The sequence below is a fragment of the Aggregicoccus sp. 17bor-14 genome, assembly GCF_009659535.1.
Lineage (GTDB): Bacteria > Myxococcota > Myxococcia > Myxococcales > Myxococcaceae > Aggregicoccus.
This window is the reverse complement of the sequence record NZ_VJZZ01000016.1, coordinates 70313-88343: the sequence shown is the minus strand read 5'-3', so window position 1 is coordinate 88343 and position 18031 is coordinate 70313. Positions and strand designations below refer to the sequence as shown.

At 74.0% G+C, this 18031-nt stretch carries 19 protein-coding genes; 9 read left to right on the top strand and 10 right to left on the bottom strand.

Annotated elements, in window-relative coordinates; all coding sequences use genetic code 11:
• Positions 1–251: 251 nt before the first annotated feature.
• Positions 252–1766 carry an acetyl-CoA hydrolase/transferase C-terminal domain-containing protein gene (locus tag FGE12_RS25145; protein ID WP_153869144.1) on the top strand — a complete coding sequence of 505 codons (1515 nt, stop codon included), beginning with the start codon at positions 252–254 and terminating at the stop codon, positions 1764–1766.
• Positions 1767–1819: 53 nt separating this feature from the next.
• On the opposite strand, the gene FGE12_RS25140 is transcribed toward FGE12_RS25145, so the two are convergent.
• Positions 1820–2839 (bottom strand): 2-hydroxyacid dehydrogenase, encoded by a 1020-nt coding sequence (locus FGE12_RS25140; RefSeq protein WP_153869143.1) that lies wholly within the window; start codon positions 2837–2839, stop codon positions 1820–1822.
• Positions 2840–2976: 137 nt separating this feature from the next.
• On the opposite strand from FGE12_RS25140, the gene FGE12_RS25135 reads away from it, so the two are divergent.
• The 3 genes from FGE12_RS25135 to FGE12_RS25125 all read left to right on the top strand — a co-directional run bounded on the left by FGE12_RS25135 (position 2977) and on the right by FGE12_RS25125 (position 5248).
• Entirely contained in the window at positions 2977–4029 is a 1053-nt protein-coding gene (locus tag FGE12_RS25135) for a hypothetical protein (protein ID WP_153869142.1), read from the top strand.
• A 78-nt stretch (positions 4030–4107) separates the two neighbouring features.
• On the top strand, positions 4108–4578 hold the full coding sequence (locus FGE12_RS25130) for a hypothetical protein (protein WP_153869141.1): 471 nt from the start codon (positions 4108–4110) through the stop codon (positions 4576–4578).
• Between the two features lie 73 nt (positions 4579–4651).
• Entirely contained in the window at positions 4652–5248 is a 597-nt protein-coding gene (locus FGE12_RS25125; RefSeq protein ID WP_194798256.1) for a suppressor of fused domain protein, read from the top strand.
• Between the two features lie 29 nt (positions 5249–5277).
• Here FGE12_RS25125 and FGE12_RS25120 read toward each other — a convergent pair whose 3' ends face one another.
• From FGE12_RS25120 to FGE12_RS25100, 5 genes are all read right to left on the bottom strand, one after another.
• Positions 5278–6036, bottom strand: coding sequence for a GGDEF domain-containing protein (locus FGE12_RS25120; RefSeq protein ID WP_194798255.1), 759 nt, complete (start codon positions 6034–6036; stop codon positions 5278–5280).
• A 117-nt stretch (positions 6037–6153) separates the two neighbouring features.
• Positions 6154–7437, bottom strand: coding sequence for a porin (locus FGE12_RS25115; RefSeq protein ID WP_153869138.1), 1284 nt, complete (start codon positions 7435–7437; stop codon positions 6154–6156).
• A 72-nt stretch (positions 7438–7509) separates the two neighbouring features.
• Complete coding sequence (locus FGE12_RS25110) at positions 7510–8103, bottom strand: YceI family protein (protein ID WP_153869137.1); 594 nt, start codon at positions 8101–8103, stop codon at positions 7510–7512.
• Between the two features lie 3 nt (positions 8104–8106).
• The gene (locus FGE12_RS25105; RefSeq protein ID WP_194798254.1) at positions 8107–8895 is read right to left on the bottom strand and encodes a DUF3108 domain-containing protein; all 789 of its coding nucleotides are present in this window, start codon (positions 8893–8895) and stop codon (positions 8107–8109) included.
• Positions 8896–9049: 154 nt separating this feature from the next.
• Positions 9050–10525 (bottom strand): glycosyltransferase, encoded by a 1476-nt coding sequence (locus tag FGE12_RS25100; protein WP_153869135.1) that lies wholly within the window; start codon positions 10523–10525, stop codon positions 9050–9052.
• 147 nt (positions 10526–10672) lie between these two features.
• On the opposite strand from FGE12_RS25100, the gene FGE12_RS25095 reads away from it, so the two are divergent.
• Entirely contained in the window at positions 10673–11206 is a 534-nt protein-coding gene (locus FGE12_RS25095; protein WP_228531082.1) for a flavodoxin domain-containing protein, read from the top strand.
• On the opposite strand, the gene FGE12_RS25090 is transcribed toward FGE12_RS25095, so the two are convergent.
• The 3 genes from FGE12_RS25090 to FGE12_RS25080 form a co-directional block, all read right to left on the bottom strand.
• Positions 11207–11662, bottom strand: a complete 456-nt coding sequence (locus tag FGE12_RS25090) for a spore germination protein GerW family protein (RefSeq protein WP_228531081.1) — start codon at positions 11660–11662, stop codon at positions 11207–11209.
• 21 nt (positions 11663–11683) lie between these two features.
• Positions 11684–12226, bottom strand: a complete 543-nt coding sequence (locus FGE12_RS25085) for a YbaK/EbsC family protein (RefSeq protein ID WP_194798253.1) — start codon at positions 12224–12226, stop codon at positions 11684–11686.
• Between the two features lie 63 nt (positions 12227–12289).
• Positions 12290–13588, bottom strand: coding sequence for an ATP-dependent 6-phosphofructokinase (locus tag FGE12_RS25080; RefSeq protein ID WP_370459141.1), 1299 nt, complete (start codon positions 13586–13588; stop codon positions 12290–12292).
• Positions 13589–13722: 134 nt separating this feature from the next.
• On the opposite strand from FGE12_RS25080, the gene FGE12_RS25075 reads away from it, so the two are divergent.
• The 4 genes from FGE12_RS25075 (at position 13723) to FGE12_RS25060 (ending at position 17319) form a co-directional block, all read left to right on the top strand.
• Positions 13723–14121: a hypothetical protein gene (locus FGE12_RS25075; protein ID WP_153869132.1), complete on the top strand. Its 399-nt coding sequence runs from the start codon at positions 13723–13725 to the stop codon at positions 14119–14121.
• A 133-nt stretch (positions 14122–14254) separates the two neighbouring features.
• A complete protein-coding gene (locus FGE12_RS25070; RefSeq protein ID WP_194798252.1) occupies positions 14255–14695 on the top strand; it encodes a universal stress protein in 441 nt (146 codons plus the stop codon).
• Positions 14696–14710: 15 nt separating this feature from the next.
• On the top strand, positions 14711–15997 hold the full coding sequence (locus FGE12_RS25065; RefSeq protein ID WP_153869130.1) for a universal stress protein: 1287 nt from the start codon (positions 14711–14713) through the stop codon (positions 15995–15997).
• A 2-nt stretch (positions 15998–15999) separates the two neighbouring features.
• Entirely contained in the window at positions 16000–17319 is a 1320-nt protein-coding gene (locus FGE12_RS25060; RefSeq protein WP_153869129.1) for an SLC13 family permease, read from the top strand.
• On the opposite strand, the gene FGE12_RS25055 is transcribed toward FGE12_RS25060, so the two are convergent.
• A complete protein-coding gene (locus FGE12_RS25055; protein WP_153869128.1) occupies positions 17316–17981 on the bottom strand; it encodes a hemolysin III family protein in 666 nt (221 codons plus the stop codon). The two genes, FGE12_RS25060 and FGE12_RS25055, sit on opposite strands and share 4 nt — an antisense overlap.
• Positions 17982–18031: the final 50 nt, after the last annotated feature.

Below are 18031 nucleotides of genomic sequence, written 5' to 3'. Positions count from 1 at the left end.
GCCACGCGGCATTCCCCGCCCCTGCCCGCCCGGCAGGTGCAAGGCTTGCGCGCCCGAGCCCGCGCGGGCGCTCCCGCGCAAGGCTTGCGCGCGGCGCACGGGAGCACGCCGGAGCGCGCTCCTCCCTCTGCGCAGCGCCTCCCACCCCGACAGGCGGGCAGCCGCGGCCTCCGAGGAGGAACGGAGCGCGGCAGGGCTGTTGCACTGGAGCAGGTCCACTACTCACGTCACACGCGAAGGGACCCGGAGAGATGACGACGCTGCAGGACCGCATCGAGTGCAAGGCGCTGCTGGACAGGGTGGTGACGGTGGAGGAGGCGGTGCGCCACGTGACCGATGGAGCCACGGTCGCCATCAGCGGCTTCACCAAGTCCGGCGAGCCCAAGACCTTTTTCCCCGCGCTCGCGAAGCACCTGGCGGAGACCGCGCCCCAGACGCGCATCACGCTGCTGTCCGGCGCCTCGCTCTCGGACGACGTGGAGGGGCCGATGGCGCCCTTCATCGCCAAGCGCGGGCCGTACATGTCCTCGTCCGCGTCGCGCAAGCTCATCCACGCGGGCACCATGGACTTCGCGGACGTGCACCTGTCCGCCTTCGCGAAGAACCTGATGTACGGCTTCTACGGCGAGGTGGACGTGGCGGTGGTGGAGGTGAGCCGCATCCGCCCCAACGGCAGCGTCATCCTCACCTCGTCCGTGGGCATCAGCGCCGAGGCGCTCGCGCGCGCGAAGAAGGTCATCCTCGAGGTGAACACGGCGGTGCCGGACTTCACCGGCTTCCACGACATCGTGCTGCCGCCCGTGCACCCGCACGTGGGCTGGCCGCTGCCGCTGGTGAACGTGCGCGACCGCATCGGCACGCCGTACATCGAACTGGACCTGCGCAAGGTGGTCGCCGTCATCGAGAGCCGCACGCCGGACCACCCGGTGTCCTTCAAGCCGGTGGAGGACATGGACCGGGGCATCGCGCGCAACGTCATCGACGTGCTGCTGCACTGCCGCGACAAGTTCGACTGGAGCCGCCGCCTGCCGCCCATCCAGTCCGGCGTGGGCAACGTGGCCAACGCCATCATCGGCGAGCTCTACGACTCCCCGGTCGAGCGCATCCGCTTCTGGACCGAGGTGTTCCAGGACGGGATGCTCAAGTACGTGATGGACGACCGGAAGTTCGAGTGTGCGTCCGCCACCGCCGTGTCCTTCAGCGCAGAGGGGCGCCAGCGCTTCGGGGAGATCTTCGAGCGCTGCCGCGACAAGCTCGTGCTGCGCCCGATGTGGCTGTCCAACAGCCCGGAGCTCATCAGCCGCCTCTTCGTCATCGCGATGAACACCCCCATCGAGGTGGACATCTACGGGCACGTGAACAGCACGCACATCGACGGCAGCCGCATCGTGAACGGGCTCGGCGGCAGCGGGGACTTCTTCCGCAACGCCTACCTGAGCATCGTGCACACGCCGAGCGTGCGCCGCATGAAGGACGGGCGCACGGTGAGCTGCGTGATGCCGTACGTGCGCCACATCGACCACACCGAGCACGACATCAAGTGCGTGGTGACCGAGCAGGGCTTCGCGCTGCACCCGGGCATCCACTCGGCGCGCCGGCGCGCGGTGGAGATCATCGACCGCTGCGCCCACCCGCACTTCCGGCCGCTGCTGCACGGCTACCTCAAGATGGCCGGCGCCGGAGACGAGCCGCGCCCCACGGACCTCGCCAAGCTCGAGGGCTGGTGGAAGGAGTACGACGCCGCGTGCCGCAGCTTCCCGGGATAGCTCCCTCTCCCCCTGGGAGAGGGTCGGGGTGAGGGAGCGGGGCGGAGCGCGCGTCACTTGGGACCCAGCACCTGCTCGGCCCGCACCTCCGTAGGCCCCAGCGGCTCGCCGCGCTCGAAGCGCTGCACGCTGGCGAGCGTGGTCTGGGCAATCGCGTGCAGGGCCTCGCGGGTGAGGAAGGCCTGGTGCGCGGTGACGAGCACGTTCGGGAAGGTGAGCAGGCGCGCGAGCACGTCATCCTGCAGCATCTGCCCGGAGAGGTCCTGGAAGAAGACCCCCTCCTCCTCCTCGTAGACGTCGAGCCCCGCCGCGCCCAGGTGCCCGCTCTTGAGCGACTCGAGCAGCGCGCGGCTGTCGATGAGCGCACCGCGGCCCGTGTTGATGAGCATCGCCCCGGGCTTCAGCTTCGCGAGCGCCGCCGCGTCGATGAGGTGGCGCGTGGCGGGAGTGAGCGGCACGTGCAGGGACACGATGTCCGCCTGGCGCAGCGCCGCGTCCAGCTCCACGCGCTCCAGCGCGAGCTCGCGCGCGTCCTCCGCCGAGAGCTGCGGGTCCACGCCGAGCAGCCGGCAGCCGAAGCCGCGGAAGATGCGCGCCGCCGCGCGGCCGATGCGCCCGAGCCCGATGAGCGCCACCGTCTTTCCGTGCAGGTCGAAGCCCACCAGCCCGTCGAGGGAGAAGTTCCACTCGCGCACCCGCGCATAGGCACGGTGCACCTTGCGGTTCAGCGTGAGCACCAGCGCGGCAGCGTGCTCGGCCACCGCCTCCGGCGAGTACTCGGGCACGCGGCACACGGAGAGGCCCAGGCGCGCGGCCTCCGGCAGGTCCACCTGGTTGAAGCCTGCCGAGCGCAACGCCACCAGCCGCGTACCACCGGCCCCGAGCGCCTGCAGGCAGGGCGCGTCCAGCGTGTCGTTCACGAAGGCGCACACCCCGGGAAAGCCCGCGGCGAGCCCCGCCGTCTGCAGCGTGAGGCGCGGCTCCAAGAAGGTGAGCGCGTGGCCGAAGGCGGCGTTCGCCTCCTCGAAGGCGGCGCGGTCGAAGCGGTGCGTGTCGAAGAACGCGATGCGCATGGGAGCAGCCTCCTCTGCGGAGGGAACGGGCGGGGCCGGAGGGAAGCTTCCCCGCGGGCGCACATGGCCCTACGCGCGTGTGGGGAGGACAGCGGGCACGGTTCCTGAAATACAGAGGGCTCCATGAGAGACGAGCGATGAGTGCCCCGCAGAGTGCCCCGCGTGCGGCCGCTTCCATCTGGTGGCTCGCGTTCGGCTACTTCGCCAGCTACCTGCCCTACAGCGCCCTGACCAAGGCGCTGAGCCTGGGCGCGCTGCCGGGGCTCGCGCGCGTGCCCGGCTTCGTGCTGCTGCCCTCGACGTCGCTCGCGACGCTGGCGGGCATGTACGGCTACCTGCTGCTGAGCGGGCGCTTCCGGGATGCAGGACAGCTGCGCGTGGGGCCGGTGAGCCTCCCGTGGCCGGGCCGGTGGACCTTCCTCTCCGGCCTCTGCACCGCGGGCATCATCGCGACCACGACGCTCGCGTACACGTTCTCCGGGACCTCCATCGTCTTCATGATGCTGCTGATGCGCGGCGGCGTGCTGGTGCTCGCGCCGCTGGTGGACGCGGTGAGCGGGCGGCACGTGACCTGGCCCTCGCGTGTGGCGCTGGGCCTGAGCCTGCTCGCGCTGGGGGCGGCCACGGGGCCGGGCGCGGAGCTGCGCATCAGCGCCGCGGCCGCGCTGGACGTGGCGGTGTACCTGGCGGGCTACTTCGTGCGGCTGCGCTTCATGAGCCGGCTCGCGAAGAGCGATGCTCCGGGGGCACGCGAGCGCTACTTCGCCGAGGAGCAGATGGTGGCGACGCCCACGCTGGTGGCGATGCTCGCGGCGTGGGCCTTCTTCGGGATCGGCAGTGCGTCGGAGCAACTGCGCGAGGGCTTCGTGGGGATGTTCTCGCGGCCCACGCTGGGGGTGGAGCTCGCGGTGGGGCTGCTCTCGCAGGCGGGCGGAATCTTCGGCGGGCTGGTGCTGCTCGACTCGCGCGAGAACACCTTCACCGTGCCGGTGAACCGCGCCTCCAGCGTGCTGTCCGGCGTGGGCGCGACGCTCGCGCTCTCGCTGTGGCTGGGACTGCCGGGCGTGGGAGCGCGCGACCTCGTGGGCGCGATGCTGGTCACGGCGGCGGTGGTGGTGCTCGCGGTGCCCGGCGTGCTCGCGGCGAGGGAGCGCGCGAAGCTCTCTGCGGTCGCCATGCCGAAGCCGTGAGCATGTCCCCTCTCCCCCTGGGAGAGGGAAAGGGTGAGGGATGAAGCACCTTCACTGCGCAACGAGAGGAGACCGCGCATGCGCTGCTTCGACGTCTCCATCAGTGGAAAGCAGATGGCTGTGTTCCACCTGCTTCTCGTGCTCACCCTGGCCTCGTGCGCACCGCGCGCCGTGCCGACCTCGGCTCCTCCGCCCGCCCGCGCAGCCGCACCTCACTTCCAGCGGGACGTGCCGATCACACTGAGCTTCACCCTGGACGCACGCAGCCTTGGCTTCGACGTCACCGACGTGCGCTGGGCGAGCCCGAAGGACGCTGCCCCCGCGTTCGTCATCTCCGCCCGCGGTCCGAGCGTGCCGCGCAAGGTGCGCCTGGAGCTGGGGAGCTGGATGGCGGTGCTCACGGCTTCCCCCTGGCGCTCGTCGATTCCTGCGCACGTGCTCGACCCCGAGTACGCGCAGTGGCCTCATCGCGGCCCGCATCTGACCGTGACCGTGGAGCACGCGCAGGGGAGCTCCACGTCGTCCCTGAGGGAAGACACTCTCGAATAGCGCAGGTCCCTCTCGAGAGCCCCGCCCGCGCGGGGAGATGGAAGCCGCGGCAGGGCGTGACTACCTTCGCCCCATGTCCCCGCCCTCCCGCCTGGTGAAGCAGGTCTTCCGTGAGCAGACCGAGCGCTACGGCGACACCGGGCACGCGCTCACCTTCGACTCTAGCACCTTGCACGGCTTCACCGCGCTCGAGAGCGTGCTCGTGCGCGTGTGGCCGGCAGACGCCGAGGTGGACGTCACCACCTTCATGACGACCGGGATGTCCGAGCGCACCATGCCCGGCAGCACGCTGCGCGCGGAGCTGCACCTCGGCGTCCGCGGTAGCGTGGACCCAGAGACCACCGAGCGCGTGTGCCGCTTCCTCGCGGGCCTCGCACAAGAGCCGTGGCGCAGCCTGCGCGCGCTCGACTGGGGACAGGTGGTGGAGAACGCGGGACGCATCCCTGCGTTCCCTCACTGCAGCTCGGTGCTGCTGCACCCGCGCTTCAGCTCCGAGGGCTGGGACACCTTCGAGACGACGGAGCAGCCCGTGAAGCTGCTCTTCGTCGTGCCCATCCCGGAATCCGAGCGGCGCATCGTGCAGGAGCGGGGGCTCGAAGCGCTGCACGCGTACTGGGAGCAGAGGGGAGTCGACGTGCTCGCGGATCGGAGCGCCCTTCCCTCACCCTGACCCTCTCCCAGGGGGAGAGGGGACACGCATCAACCCGGCTGCTGCAACCCGGAGGAAGGCGGCGCGGCGAGCTCCACGCGGTTGCGCCCGCCGCGCTTCGCCGCGTACAGGGCCGCGTCCGCGCGCATCGCGAGCGACTCGCCCGTCTCTCCGGGTGCGCAGCAGCTCACGCCCAGCGAGAGCGACAGCTGCAGCAGCCCCTTGGGCGTCGCGATGCGCAGGCCCGCAACCGCGAGCCGGATGCGCTCGGCCACCCGCAGCGCGTCCTGCTCGAGCGCGCCGGGGAGGATGAGGCTGAACTCCTCGCCGCCCACGCGGCAGGCCACGTCGCTCGCGCGCAGGCACGCCTCCATCACCTGCGCCACGCGCGCGAGCACCAGGTCTCCCGTGGCGTGCCCGTACACGTCGTTCACCCGCTTGAAGTGGTCCAGGTCCGCCGCCACCAGGCACAGCGGCCTGCCCTCTCGGCCCGCGCGCACCAGCTCGCGGCGCAGGCGATCATGGAAGTAGCGCGTGTTCTTCAGCCCGGTGGTGGCGTCCGTCACCGCGAGCCCGCGCAGCTGCGAGTTCGCGCGGGCCAGCGCATCCGCGAACCAGCCCAGCGCCCCCAGCGTCAGCGTGCTGCCCACCCACAGGTACAGGTACAGCACCCAGTCCCCTCGCAGCTCCGCCGCCACGCTGCCGCCCGGCAGCCTCGCGCGCAGCGCCTGCAGCACGAGCCACCCCAGCGGGGCGCCCAGGCCGAGCAGCAGTGCGAGCTTCCGATAGAACGAGTCCCCCCGGCGCATGGCGGCGCAGCAAAGCACGGAGGGACCCCGCATGCACCGCCCACAAAGGCGCACGGCCTGCGCCCGGGAGGGGGCGCAGGCCGTGCGGGCGCTTCCACGGGTGGGAGCGAGACCCCGCTAGAAGCTGGCCTGGAGCATCAGCCGGGCCTCGACCACGTTCTGGCGAGCCACCGGCATGTTCTTCGCGAGCAGCGCGCTCTGGTCCGGCTGCTCGGTGAGCAGGTACGCGCCGATGTTCTCCTCCGTGACCACCGGCACGTTCACCTGCACCGGCAGGTCGCCGACGAGCCGCACGTGCGCGCCCTTGAACACGTACTGGAGGCTCGGCGTCACCTCCTGCATCAGCTGGGTGCCCGTCACCTGCGAGGCGCCCACGCGGAAGTCCTTGTCCGGGCGGATGGCCGCGTAGCGCAGGGCCGCCGTCACCGGGAAGGCCTCGAAGGCGTAGGCCACCTGGGCGCGGGCGCCGGGCACGCGGATGTCGCCGTAGGTGTTCTGGTACACCGCGAAGTTGCCCTCGAGCTCACCCGAGACGGTGCCCGGGCCCGCCGGCGCGCGGCCGCTCAGGTCGCCACCCACCTGCCACAGCCGGCCCAGCTGCGTGGGGCTCTGCGCGAGGTAGGGGTTCCAGTTCGAGTTGAGCAGCAGGTTCTTCTCCTGCGGCCGCGTGTTGAACACGGTCGAGTGGCCCACCTGCGAGTCCTTCACGTAGAAGGCGTTGAGGAAGAAGGCGCCCTCGGGCTTCTCCGCCTGCGCGCTGCGCACCCCTTCCGCGAAGATGTTCTCCACCCCCGAGCTGTCCACGCCCAGGCGCAGCGCCACCATCGGGATGCCGAGGTTCTCCGGCAGGAAGCGCTGGGGCACGCTGCCGCCGCCCGCGGTGAAGACGCCGAGGCCCGCGGCGAAGGGGCCCTGGTTCGTGTAGGCGGCCGCGCCCACGTCACGCCCCATGCGGAAGGTGAGGTTCGAGATCGACCGCTCCGCGAAGAGGATGCTGTCCGAGTCGATGAGGCGCTCGCGGCTGTAGGGCACCTTGAACTGGCCCGCGCGCACGTAGGTGTTGGGGACGAAGGTGGGGATGTCCACGTAGAGGTCGAGCAGGTTCAGCGCCACGCCGGGGCTGGGCGCCTTCACCTCCACCTCGCCGCCCATGGCGAGGCTGAGCTTGAAGCGCCAGTCGTCCACGTTGCCCTGCATCTGCAGGCGCGCCTGCTTGAGGAACAGGTACATGCGCGCGTCGTTGCGGTACGCGTCGTCCACCTTCTGCCCGAAGCCGAGCAGCTGGAGCCGGCCACCCACGTCCAGCGTGGTGTGGTCGTTCTTGAGCACCTCGGCGGCGCGGGCCGCTCCCGGGACTCCGGCGAGGACTGCGGCTGCTGCGAACAGGCTCTTGAGCTTCATGGCGGTGTGCCTCTCTTCGTTGCTGCGGTGCTGCGGGGGAAAGGGGTTGGGGAGGTCAGGAGGGAGAGGGGACTAGTGCTGCTGCTCGAGCGCGACGTCGAAGCGGATGACCACGTCCTCGCGCACCTTCATGGTCCCGAGCATCAGGCTCGGCGGCTTCACACCCCACTCCGTCATGCGAAGCGCGTGCCGGCCCTGCACGCGCAGGCCCTGCGGGGTGGAGGCGGCGATGCCGGTGAGCTCCACGGGCCGCGTGTTGCCGGCGAGCGTGAGGTCGCCGCGGATGCGCAGCACGCGGCGGCCGTCTGCCTGGGGCGCGCCGGCGGTGTAGCCGCTCATCTTGAAGCCGATGGTGGGGTGCGCCTCGGCCTGCATCGCCTTGCGCATGTGCTCGTTCATCGTGTCGTTGGCGCAATCCAGTTGCGCCAAGGGCAGCTCGAAGGAGAGCCCGGTGAGGGCGCTGGCGAGCGCGTCCGGGGCGAGGCTCGCGCCCTCGGCCTGCTGCAGCTTCACGTCCAGCTTCTGCGCCTTGCAGCTGAAGGCGCGCACGGTGGAGTCGCCGTCCACGGCGAGGCTGGCGCCGGGAGCCACGCGAATGTCCTGCGCGGCGGCGGTGCCCGCCCAGGCGAGGGTGCCGAGAATCAGGGGGATGAAGCGCTTGCGCATGGGTCAGCTCTCCTCTTCGGGTGCGACGGGAAGGCGCTGCAGCTCGAGCACGAGGTGGCCCGCGATGGGGACCTCGGACTCGATGCGCACCGGCAGGCGGCGCGCGTCGTCGGTGAGGTGGATGCGCAGCACGCCGCGGCCGCCGTAGCGCTGGGGGTCCTTCACCTCGAGCTCCACGAGGAGCGCATCGAAAGAGCCCGCGGGCACCTGCACCCGCTCGCGGCCGAGCACGCGCACGCTGACGGGGTTGCGGCGCGGGTCGAAGTGCCGGTCGAGGCGCAGGCTCGCGCCGGGCTCGAGCGCGAGGGTGCGCACGGCGTAGAGGAAGGAGAGCTCGTCGAGCGGCTCGCGCGTGGTGCTCGCACCGCGGGCGCGCGCGCCCTCCCAGCGCTGCTGCTCCGGGTACAGCTCCACCAGGTCCTGCACGGGCTTCTGGAAGGGGGCGCGCTCGTCGATGAAGTAGCGCAGCGAGGCGAGGCGCCCCTGGCTCAGCCACGAGCGCGAGTGGTGCTGCACGTGGAAGGGGCCCACCTTCGCCTCGAAGTCGAAGCGCAGCAACTCCACCGCCTCGCCGCGCAGCGCGGGCGCGCGCTCCACGCGCAGCCAGCCGGTGCCGCACTTGCCGAAGCGGCCCAGCGAGACGTCGTAGGGGAGCGCCTCGCCCGCGGCGAAGGGGCGCGCGGCCGCCGCGGGCTGCGCGCTCGCCACCGGGGCCACCGCGAGCGCCAGGGCGCCGAGCACCATCGCGGCGGCGAGGAGGGCGCGGCGGAGGGTGGCGGGGCGGAGCGTCATCACGCCCCTCCCCCACTTCATTTGTCGTGCCGCGGCACTCCCCGAGCGCGGCGCATTCCCGACGCGCAGCGCTTTCGCTCAGCCTTGCGCGAAGGCGCAGGGTTTGCGGCCGGCCGGGCGGACCGCCGTCTGCCCACCCCTGCCTACACGGGGCTCAGGGCGCGGCGGCCTCGTGCAGCGGCGCCTCGCGCGGCGCGGCGTCCAGTCGGACGAGGAGCTGCGCGTAGTCGATGAAGTGGCGCAGCACGGTGAACTCGTCGAGCACGCGCCGGCGCGCAGCCTGGCCGAGGCGCTCGGCGAGGGGCGGGTCCTCGAGGAGGCGGCGCAGGGCGCGCGCGAAGGCCTCCAGGTCGCGCGGGTCCTGCAGCAGCAGCCCGTGCTCGCCGTCCACCAGCTGGTCCTGGATGCCGCCCACGGCGCTCGCCACCACGGGGCGCCCCTTCCACATGGCCTCGGTGACGGTGAGGCCGAAGCCCTCCTCCAGGCTCTTCTGGACGATGACGGTGGCGCGGCGCTGCAGCGCGTTCACGATGGCGGCGTTCTCCTCGAGGTCCGCCATGGGGAGGCAGGCGAGGTGCACGCGGGCGCGCACCGCGTGCGGCAGCTGCTGCCAGCGCGCCGTGACGTCGGCGAAGGTGGCCGCGGCCTCCGGGTCGTCCGCCACCGCCGTCACGCTGGGCCCGGCGAGCACGAGATGCGCGCCCGCGCCGAGCCCGGGCGCCATCCGCAGCAGGTGCGCGAAGCCCTCCATCACGCCGGCGGGGTCCTTGAGCGGGTCCCAGCGCGACACCTGCACCACCAGCGGCGCCTCCGGGGTGGGGGCGGGGCCGTTGCGCACCAGGTCCGCGCAGCGGTCCACCCGCGCGAGCACGCCGTCGTGGCGGCGGTAGCAGGGAGGCCCCACGTCCCCGGGCACCTGCAAGAGCCCCGTGTGCGCGAGGATGGCGAGCGCGGCGCGCGGCTCGAGGTCCTGGTTCTTCACCGAGAAGATGTCGATGGAGGGGCGGATGATGACGCTGCGCGCGGCGAGCGCCGCGGGCACGTAGGCGGGGCGGGTGAAGACGGTGGCGCGCGCGGCGGCGAGCGGCGGCAGGAGGAAGCTCCAGCCGCGCGCCACCTCCGCGTCTGCCCGGTCGCTGCCGATATGGCAGCGCCAGGCCACCTGGGCCCCGAGCGCGGAGAGCGCCGGCGCGAGCCCCGCCGTCTGCGGGTCGTGCAGCAGCACCACGTCTCCGGGGCGCACCAGCGCGACCATCTCCTCCAGGTTGTCGCGCAGCACCTCGTCGTACAGCGCGTGCTCCACGGGGCCCAGCGGCGAGCCGTCCCCGGACGAGCCGTGCAGTGCGTGGTGCAGCCGCTTGGTGACGTGGAAGAAGTCGGGGGTGCCCTCGATGACGAGCCAGCGGGCGTCCACGCCGGCGCCCCGTCCGTAGCGCAGCAGGGAGGCGAGCATCTCCGCCACGCCGCCCCCGCGCGCGGTGGAGCTCACGTTCCACCAGGTGCGCCCCACCATGCGCGCGCGCGCCTCGGCGAGCACGCGCTGGAAGGCGCTCCACGTCTCCTCGCTCACGTAGTGGGCGAAGGGCTCGAGCGCGTCCGCGCCGACGTGGACCTCCGTGGGGCGCAGCATGCGGACACCTCCCTGGCAGTGGGTCCTCTCAAGGTAGGGCCTGGGCGCGCGCGGTGCCGCGCAAGATCTGCGCACGCGACCCCGGCCGCGAGGCCGCGCGCGCTGGTCCGCGCGATGCAGTGCGAGCGCGGAAGGATGGAGGACGTCATGCGGATACTGGTCGCGTACGGCTCGGAGCGCGGAGGCACGGAGGGCATCGCGCAGATGGTGGCGGAGGTGCTGCGCCTGGCCGGCTTCGCGGTGGACGTGCGAGCGGCGAGCGAGGTGGACGCGCTCGAGGGCTACGGCGCGGTGGTGCTGGGCGGAGCGCTGTACATGGGGCGCTGGCACCGGGACGCGCGCCGCTTCGTCCTGCGGCACGAGGCCGCGCTGCGCGCCCTGCCGGTGTGGCTCTTCTCCAGCGGCCCGCTCGACGACTCGGCGACCCGCGGCGAGCAGCTCCCGGCGGTGCCCGGCGTGCAGAAGCTGCTCGCGCGCATCGGGGCGCGCGGGCACGTCACCTTCGGCGGACGGCTGCTGCCGGACGCGAAGGGCCCCATCGCGCACGCCATGGCGAGGCAGCACGCGGGGGACTGGAGAAACCCCGCCTTCATCCAGCGCTGGGCCGCCTCCATCGCGGTGTCCCTGCCGCGCGCGGCACCCCAGGGCTGGCTCGGCGCCTCCGAGCTGCGCACGCCCTGATCAGCGCTCGCGCGCGAGGCGCCGCCGCAGCGCCCGCACCATCAGCCGCCGCTGCAGCGTGCGCCGCAGCGAGGCCCGCTCGTTGCGCCGCCACCGCGCCACGCCCACCCAGAAGCCCATCGCCAGCAGCAGCTGCACGCCGAGCAGCACGCGGTTCGCATCCACCGCGGGGCGCCACGACACGCGCCCCTCGCGCACGACGAACACCCCGGCGGGCTTCGCCGAGAGCCCGAAGCCGCCGCCCGCGCCCTGGCTGCTCGCCTGTCCCCCGGCCGCAGGCCCCGAGCCGCCCCCGCCCCCGCCGCGCACGCTGGCCACGGGCAGGATGAGGGTGCCCTCGCGCTCCACCGGCGCGCCGAACACGCGCTGCGCGCCGAGCGAGGCCTGCAGCTGCTCCATCCAGGCCTGACCTGCTCCTCCGTTGCCGCTGCTGCTGCGCTCGCCACTGCGTTCCATGGTCTGCCTCCTTCTTCAGGCTCAGCCGCCGGTCGCCCCCGCGCTCTCCTCGTACGGCGTGCTGCGCGGAACCGCGTCGAGCGGCTCGCGGCCGAAGCGCCCCACGTGGGGGTGCTCGAGCGCCACCAGGTCCTCGACGCGCAGCTCCACCACCTCGTCGTGGCTGCCCGCGTGGAAGAGCAGGTGCGGGCCGCGCAGCAGCTCCGCGTCGAGCGCGAGGCGCAGCCCGTAGAGCGAGCCGAGCAGCGGCTCGGCGCCGGGCTCGCAGTCGGGGAAGAGGGGGGCGAACTCGCGCTCCTCCAGGAGGCGCACGCTGCGCGCCGAGAGCAGCCGGGCGAGCCGCTCCGGATCCACGCGCTCGGGCGCGCGCAGCGCGGCGATCCATGGCCTCCCGTCCACCTGGACGAGCACCCCCTTGGCCACCTGGTAGCCGGTCACGTGCAGCGCGGACGCCACCTGCTGCGCCCCCACGGCGCGCGGGTGGCGGTGGGTCTGGAAGGGCACGCGCGCCCGCTCGAGGTGCGCTCGGATGCGTGGGGCAATCACGCCGTGCAAGCTGCGCACGGCGCGGGAGGCTCCAACCCGCCCTTTCAGGCGATGCGGCGCGCGGGGGCCGGGGGCCGGGCGTCAGGCCGGCTGGCCGGTTGCCTCGAGCACGGCGTGCCACAGCTCGCCGTTCGGGTCGATGCGCTTGCGCTCGCGGGTGGCGAGCGCGAGCGGCACGTGGGTGAAGACGCGGTGCATGCGGCCGATGAGCAGGTCGGTGTAGCCGGCCATGGCCGCGTGCACGGCGTGGCGGGCGAGCGCGCTCGCGTACACGGCGTCCGCGGCACTCGCGCGCACCGAGCGGATCATGTAGCTCGGGTCGATGTACTTCACCGTGGAGGGGAGCCCCACCCGCTCCAGGTGCGCGCGGATGGCGTCGCGCAGGTAGGGCCCGATGTCCGCGTCCGCCGAGGCGTAGCGCAGGTTGCCCGAGGCATCGCGCTCGGCGCCCGCGCCGGCGAGGCTCGCGCCGCAGCCCTCGGCCACCACCACCACGGCGTGGCCGCGCGCGCGCAGGCGGCGCTCGAGCGCGGCGAGCAGGCCCCCCTCGCCCTCCAGGGTGAAGGGCACCTCGGGCACGAGGCAGAAGTTCACGTCCTCCGCGGCGAGCGTCGTGGTGGCGGCGACGAAGCCCGAGTCGCGCCCCATCAGCTTCACCAGCCCCACGCCGTTGCGCGCACCGGTGGCCTCGGCGTGCACCGCGTCCACCGCCATGCGCGCGTGCTCCACGGCGGTCTCGAAGCCGAAGGTCTTGTCCACGAAGCCCACGTCCGCGTCGATGGTCTTGGGCACCCCGACCACGGCGATGCGCGCCCGGCGCCGCTGCAGCTCGGCCGCGAGCGCGTGCGCGCCCTTGAGCGTTCCGTCCCCGCCGATGACGAGCAGCAGGTCGATGCGCGCGCGCTCCAGCGTGTCCGCCATCACGCCGACGTCCTGCCGTCCGCGCGAGACGCCGAGGAAGCTGCCGCCCATGCGGTGGATGTCCGTCACCTCGTGGGGGCCGAGCGGGAGGAGCGGCAGGCCCACCTCGGGGTTGAGCCCCTCGAAGCCGAAGCGCACCCCGAGGATGTCGCGCACGCCGTAGCGGTAGTGGAGCTCCAGCACCGCGGAGCGCACCACGTTGTTGAGCCCGGGGCACAGGCCGCCGGTGGTGAGCAGGGCCGCGCGCGTGGAGGCGGGGCGGAAGAAGAGGCGCTCGCGAGGCCCCGCGCGCTCCAGGCTGAGCGCCGCCTCGGGCCCCTCGGGCAGCTCCACCCGCAGGCGCACGCGGGCGCCGTCGGGGACGTACGGGTAGCCCGGATGGCTCGAGGCGAGGTGCAGGGGCGAGGGCAGCGTGCGCTCCCCCAGCGTGGTCACGTCCAGCTCTGCCTGTGTCAGCACCGCATGACTCCTGGCGTATGGCTCCCAAAGAGGTGAGTGCGCACTCTTAGCCTGACCACCCGCCTGCGCGAGCGCCGCGCGCGCGCCACCTCGTCCTCGAGCACGGGGCGCCCGGTGGGTGGGGGAGCAGGCTCATGGTGTACCCGCCGCCGTCGAAGTGCAGGGCCCCCTTTCCCGGAGCGCCCGCCGCGCTGTCCCGCCCCACCCTGCTCGCCGCACTGCTCGCCGCCGGCTGCGCGAGCCAGGGCGAGGACGTGCGCCCCGTCTCCCCGACGCCTCCACCGCCTGCCTCCTCCACCGAACTGAACATGGGCTACGACACGGCGGTGCGCCTGGGCGGGGCGTACCTCGCGACGCGCGGCTACCAGGTGGAGCTGGTGATGGCGAAGATGCGCGAGGGTGCCTGGTGGCTGAGCTACGCGGCGCACCAGGGCGCGCCCCAGCTGGACCTGCGCGTGGACCCGCGCACCGGCGACGTGCAGCTGCAGAAGGGCCCGCCCGAGACCGCGACCACGCCCGCCGCGCCGCGCTAGGGCCGCCGCGAAAGCGCTGCGCAGCAGGGCACGGCCTGCGCACATCCTGCGCGCGACCGGGTGTACCTGCGCCCGGGTCACACCCGGCCCGCGGCATGCAATGGGCGGGGGAGGACGCGCAAGGAGGCGGCACATGAAGCGGATCCTCGTAGGGGTGGATGGCTCCGAGCCCTCGGACCGGGCCGTGGAGCTGGCGGCGGAGCTCGCCGGGCCGGTGAAGGCGCAGGTGACGGTGGCGCACGTCATCAACCCGCTCGCCTACCCGCTGGACGCCTACCCCGCGGCGCTGGTGGACCCGGAGGTCACCGCCGCGGTGGCGCAGCAGGAGCGGCGCGTGGCCGAGGCGGTCACGTCCGCGGCCGCCGAGCGGCTGCGCGGCAAGGGCCTGGCGGTGGAGACGCTGCTGCTCACCGGCAACCCGCCGCTCGAGCTGGCGGAGTCCGCCGAGCGCGGCGGCTTCGACCTGGTGGCGGTGGGCAGCAACGGCAAGGGAGCACTGCGGCGGATGCTGCTGGGCAGCACGTCGGACCGGCTCGTGCGCCTGAGCAAGCGCCCGGTGCTGGTGGTGCACTGAGAGAGGCACGGCGCCGTGAGCATCCTGTGCGCAACCGACTTCTCCCGCGGCGCCTCCGGGGCGGCCACCGTGGCGGCGCTGCTCGCCGCGCGCCGCCGCCTCGCGCTGTGGCTCGTGCACTGCGCGAGCCCCGAGGCGCTCGCGGCCGCCGCCGAGCCCGTGCGCGAGGGGCTGCAGGCCCTGCTGCGCGAGGAGGCCACGCGCCTGCGCCACCTGCACGCGGACGTGCACACCGCGCTGCTGGAGGGCGCGCCCGAGCAGGTGCTCGCGCCCTTCGCTGCGCAGCGCACGGCGCGCCTGGTGGTGGTGGGGGCGGCCGCGCGCCGGGCCCCCTTCGAGGGCGTGGGCGGGAGCCTGGACCGCATCGCGCAGGCCACGGCGCTGCCCCTGCTGCGGGTGGAGGACCCCGCGCCCTTCGAGGCCTGGCTCTCCGCGAGCCGGCCGCTGCGGGTGCTGCTGGGGGTGGACCGCTCGCGCGGCACGCAGGCAGCGCGCGCGTGGCTCGCCGAGCTGCAGGAGGCAGGGCCCCTGGAGGTGGTGGCGGGCCACGTCTTCCACGCGCACGACGAGGCCCGCCGGCTCGGGCTCCCGCAGCCGCGCACCTTCGACGAGGTGACCCCGGAGCTGCAGCGGGCGCTCGAGCGCGAGCTGGGCGCGCTCGCCGGCCCGCGCCCGGACGGCGGGCCCGTGCCGCTGCGGCTGCGCGCGGGGCTGGGGCGCGTGGCGGACGACGTGGTGGCGCTCGCGCGCGAGGAGCAGGCGGACCTGCTCGTCGTGGGCCACCACCCGCACAAGGCCTTGAGCAAGCTCTGGAGCGTGGGGCACCACGCGCTGCGGCTCGCGCCCATGGCCGTGGCGGCGGTGCCGGTGCGCGCCTCGGCCTCCCACGGCGAGCTGCCCCTGCCCACCGTGCGGCGGCTGCTGGTGGCCACGGACCTCACCGAGTCCGGCGACGCGGCGCTGCCCCTCGCGCTGGCGCTCGCGCCGCCCGGCTCGCAGGTGCACCTGGTGACGGTGCTGAGGGCGCAGCCCTCGGTGGACGAGCGCCGCGCCACGGAGCGGCTGCTGCGCCAGCGCGTGCCCTGGGGGCTGCACGGGCGCGAGGTGCTCGTCGAAGTCTTGTGGGGAGACGACCCGGCGCTCGCGCTCACCCAGGCGGCGGAGCGGCTGGACGCAGACCTCGTCTGCCTCGGCTCGCGCGGGCGGGGCACGCTCGCGCGCGCCGTGCTCGGCTCGGTGGCGCAGGAGGTGCTCGCCCTCAGCCGCAGGCCCGTGCTCGTGCTGCGCACCGCGGCGCGCTAGCGATGCGGCGCGCGCTGACGCTGGGCGGGCTGCTGGTCATCGGCCTGGCGGCGCTGGGGGGCCTCGCCGACCCCGAGCAGGCGCGAGCGGCGCTGGTGGTGGGGTGCGTGCTGCTGCTGTGGCTCAGCGAGAGCGTGCCCGCCTTCGTGCCCACGCTGCTGCTGCTGGTGGCGACGCCGCTGCTGCTCGGGGGCTACGGCCCGGAGTACCGGCTGCCCGCGCTGCTGCGCGAGGCGGCGGACCCGGTGCTCGCGCTCTTCTTCGGCGGCTTCGCGCTCAGCGTCGCGGCGAGCCGCCACGGCATCGACGCCTTCCTCGCGCAGCGGGTGGTGCGCCTCGCCCGCGGCCGGCGCGCGGCGCTGCTCGCGCTGGGGGCGGGGGTCACGGCGGTGCTCTCCATGTGGATGTCCAACATCGCCGCCGCGGCGATGATGATCGCCGCGCTGCGCCCCCTGCTCTCGGGCAGCGCCCCGCGCGACCCCTTCCGCCGCGCGATGCTGCTCTCGGTGGCGCTGGGGGCGAACGTGGGCGGCATGGCCACCCCCATCGGCACGGGGCCCAACGGGCTGGCCATCGCGGCGCTCGAGGGGCGCAGGAGCGTCACCTTCGTGGGGTGGATGGCGTTCGCCCTGCCGCTCACGCTGGGGCTGCTCGCCGCGGGCCTGCTGCTGCTCGCGCTGCGCTACCGGGTGCGCGGGCAGGTGCCGCTCCCCTCCGGCCCCGCGGCGCCGCTGAGCCCGCGGGCCTACCGGGTGATGGCGCTGTTCTTTCTCTGCGTCGCGCTGTGGCTGAGCGAGCCGCTGCACCGCGTGCCCTCCGCCGTGGTGGCGCTGGGCGCGGTGGCGGCCCTCTTCGGGCTGGGGCTGCTCGCGCGCGAGGACCTCGCGCGCGTGGACGGCGCCACGCTGCTGCTCATCGCGGGCGGCATCCTGCTCGGGCACGTGGTGGAGAGCGCGGGGCTGGTGTCCGGGCCGCTCGCGCGCCTGGACGCCGCGCACCTGCCCCTGCCCCTGGTGCGCCTCACCCTGGTGGGCACCAGCGCGCTGATGGCGGCGCTGATGAGCAACACCGGCACCGCCGCGCTGCTGCTGCCGCTCGCGGCCGCGCTGGACCCGAGCCCGGTGGCGCCCGTGCTCGTGGCGATCGGTGCCTCGCTGGGCATGCCCTTCGCCATCAGCACGCCGCCCAACGCGATGGTGAGCGGCGAGGGCGGCGTGAGCGCGGGAGACCTCGCGGGGCTGGGCCTGCCGCTGATGCTCCTGGGCATCGTCGTGGTGGCGCTGAGCGGCCCCGCGGTGCTGCGGCTGCTGGGGCTGGGCTAGCGCACCACCAGGCCGAGCACCGCGGCGAAGTGGCACACGCTCGCCACGATGACGAGCGCGTGGAACACCTCGTGGTAGCCGAAGACGCGCGGGAAGGGGTTGGGTCGGCGCAGCGCGTACACGAGCGCGCCCACGCTGTAGGCCACCCCACCCGCGAGCAGCAGCCCGAGCGCGCGCGTGCCCACCGCCGCACGCAGCGCGCCGAAGTAGGGCGAGATGGCCCAGCCCAGCGCGAGGTAGAGCAGCGCCGAGACGGGCTTGGGCGCGTGCACCCAGAACAGCGACTGCAGCAGGCCGAGCAGCGCGCCGCCCCACGCCACCGCGAGCAGCGTGGTGGCCGCGCTGCCGCCGAGGCCCAGCACCGCGAAGGGGGTGAAGGTGCCCGCGATGAGCACGAAGATGGTGGCGTGGTCCAGCCGCCGCATCCGGGCCCTCGCGCGAGGGCTCCATGTCGGGCGGTGGTAGAGCGCGCTCACCGCGAACATCGCCACGAGGCTCAGCGCGTACACGAGCGCTGCCGCCCGCGCGGGCGCCGTGGGGGCGAGCGCGACCAGCACCGCGCCCGCGCCGAGCGCCACCGACGCGGCCGCCTGGTGGCTCACGCCGCGCAGCAGGGGTTTGACGGGAGCAGCAACGGGAGCAGGGACGGCGGCAGTACCCATGCGCCCTACCGTGCGCCCCGCATGTCATGGCGAGGTCAGTCGCGTGAAGG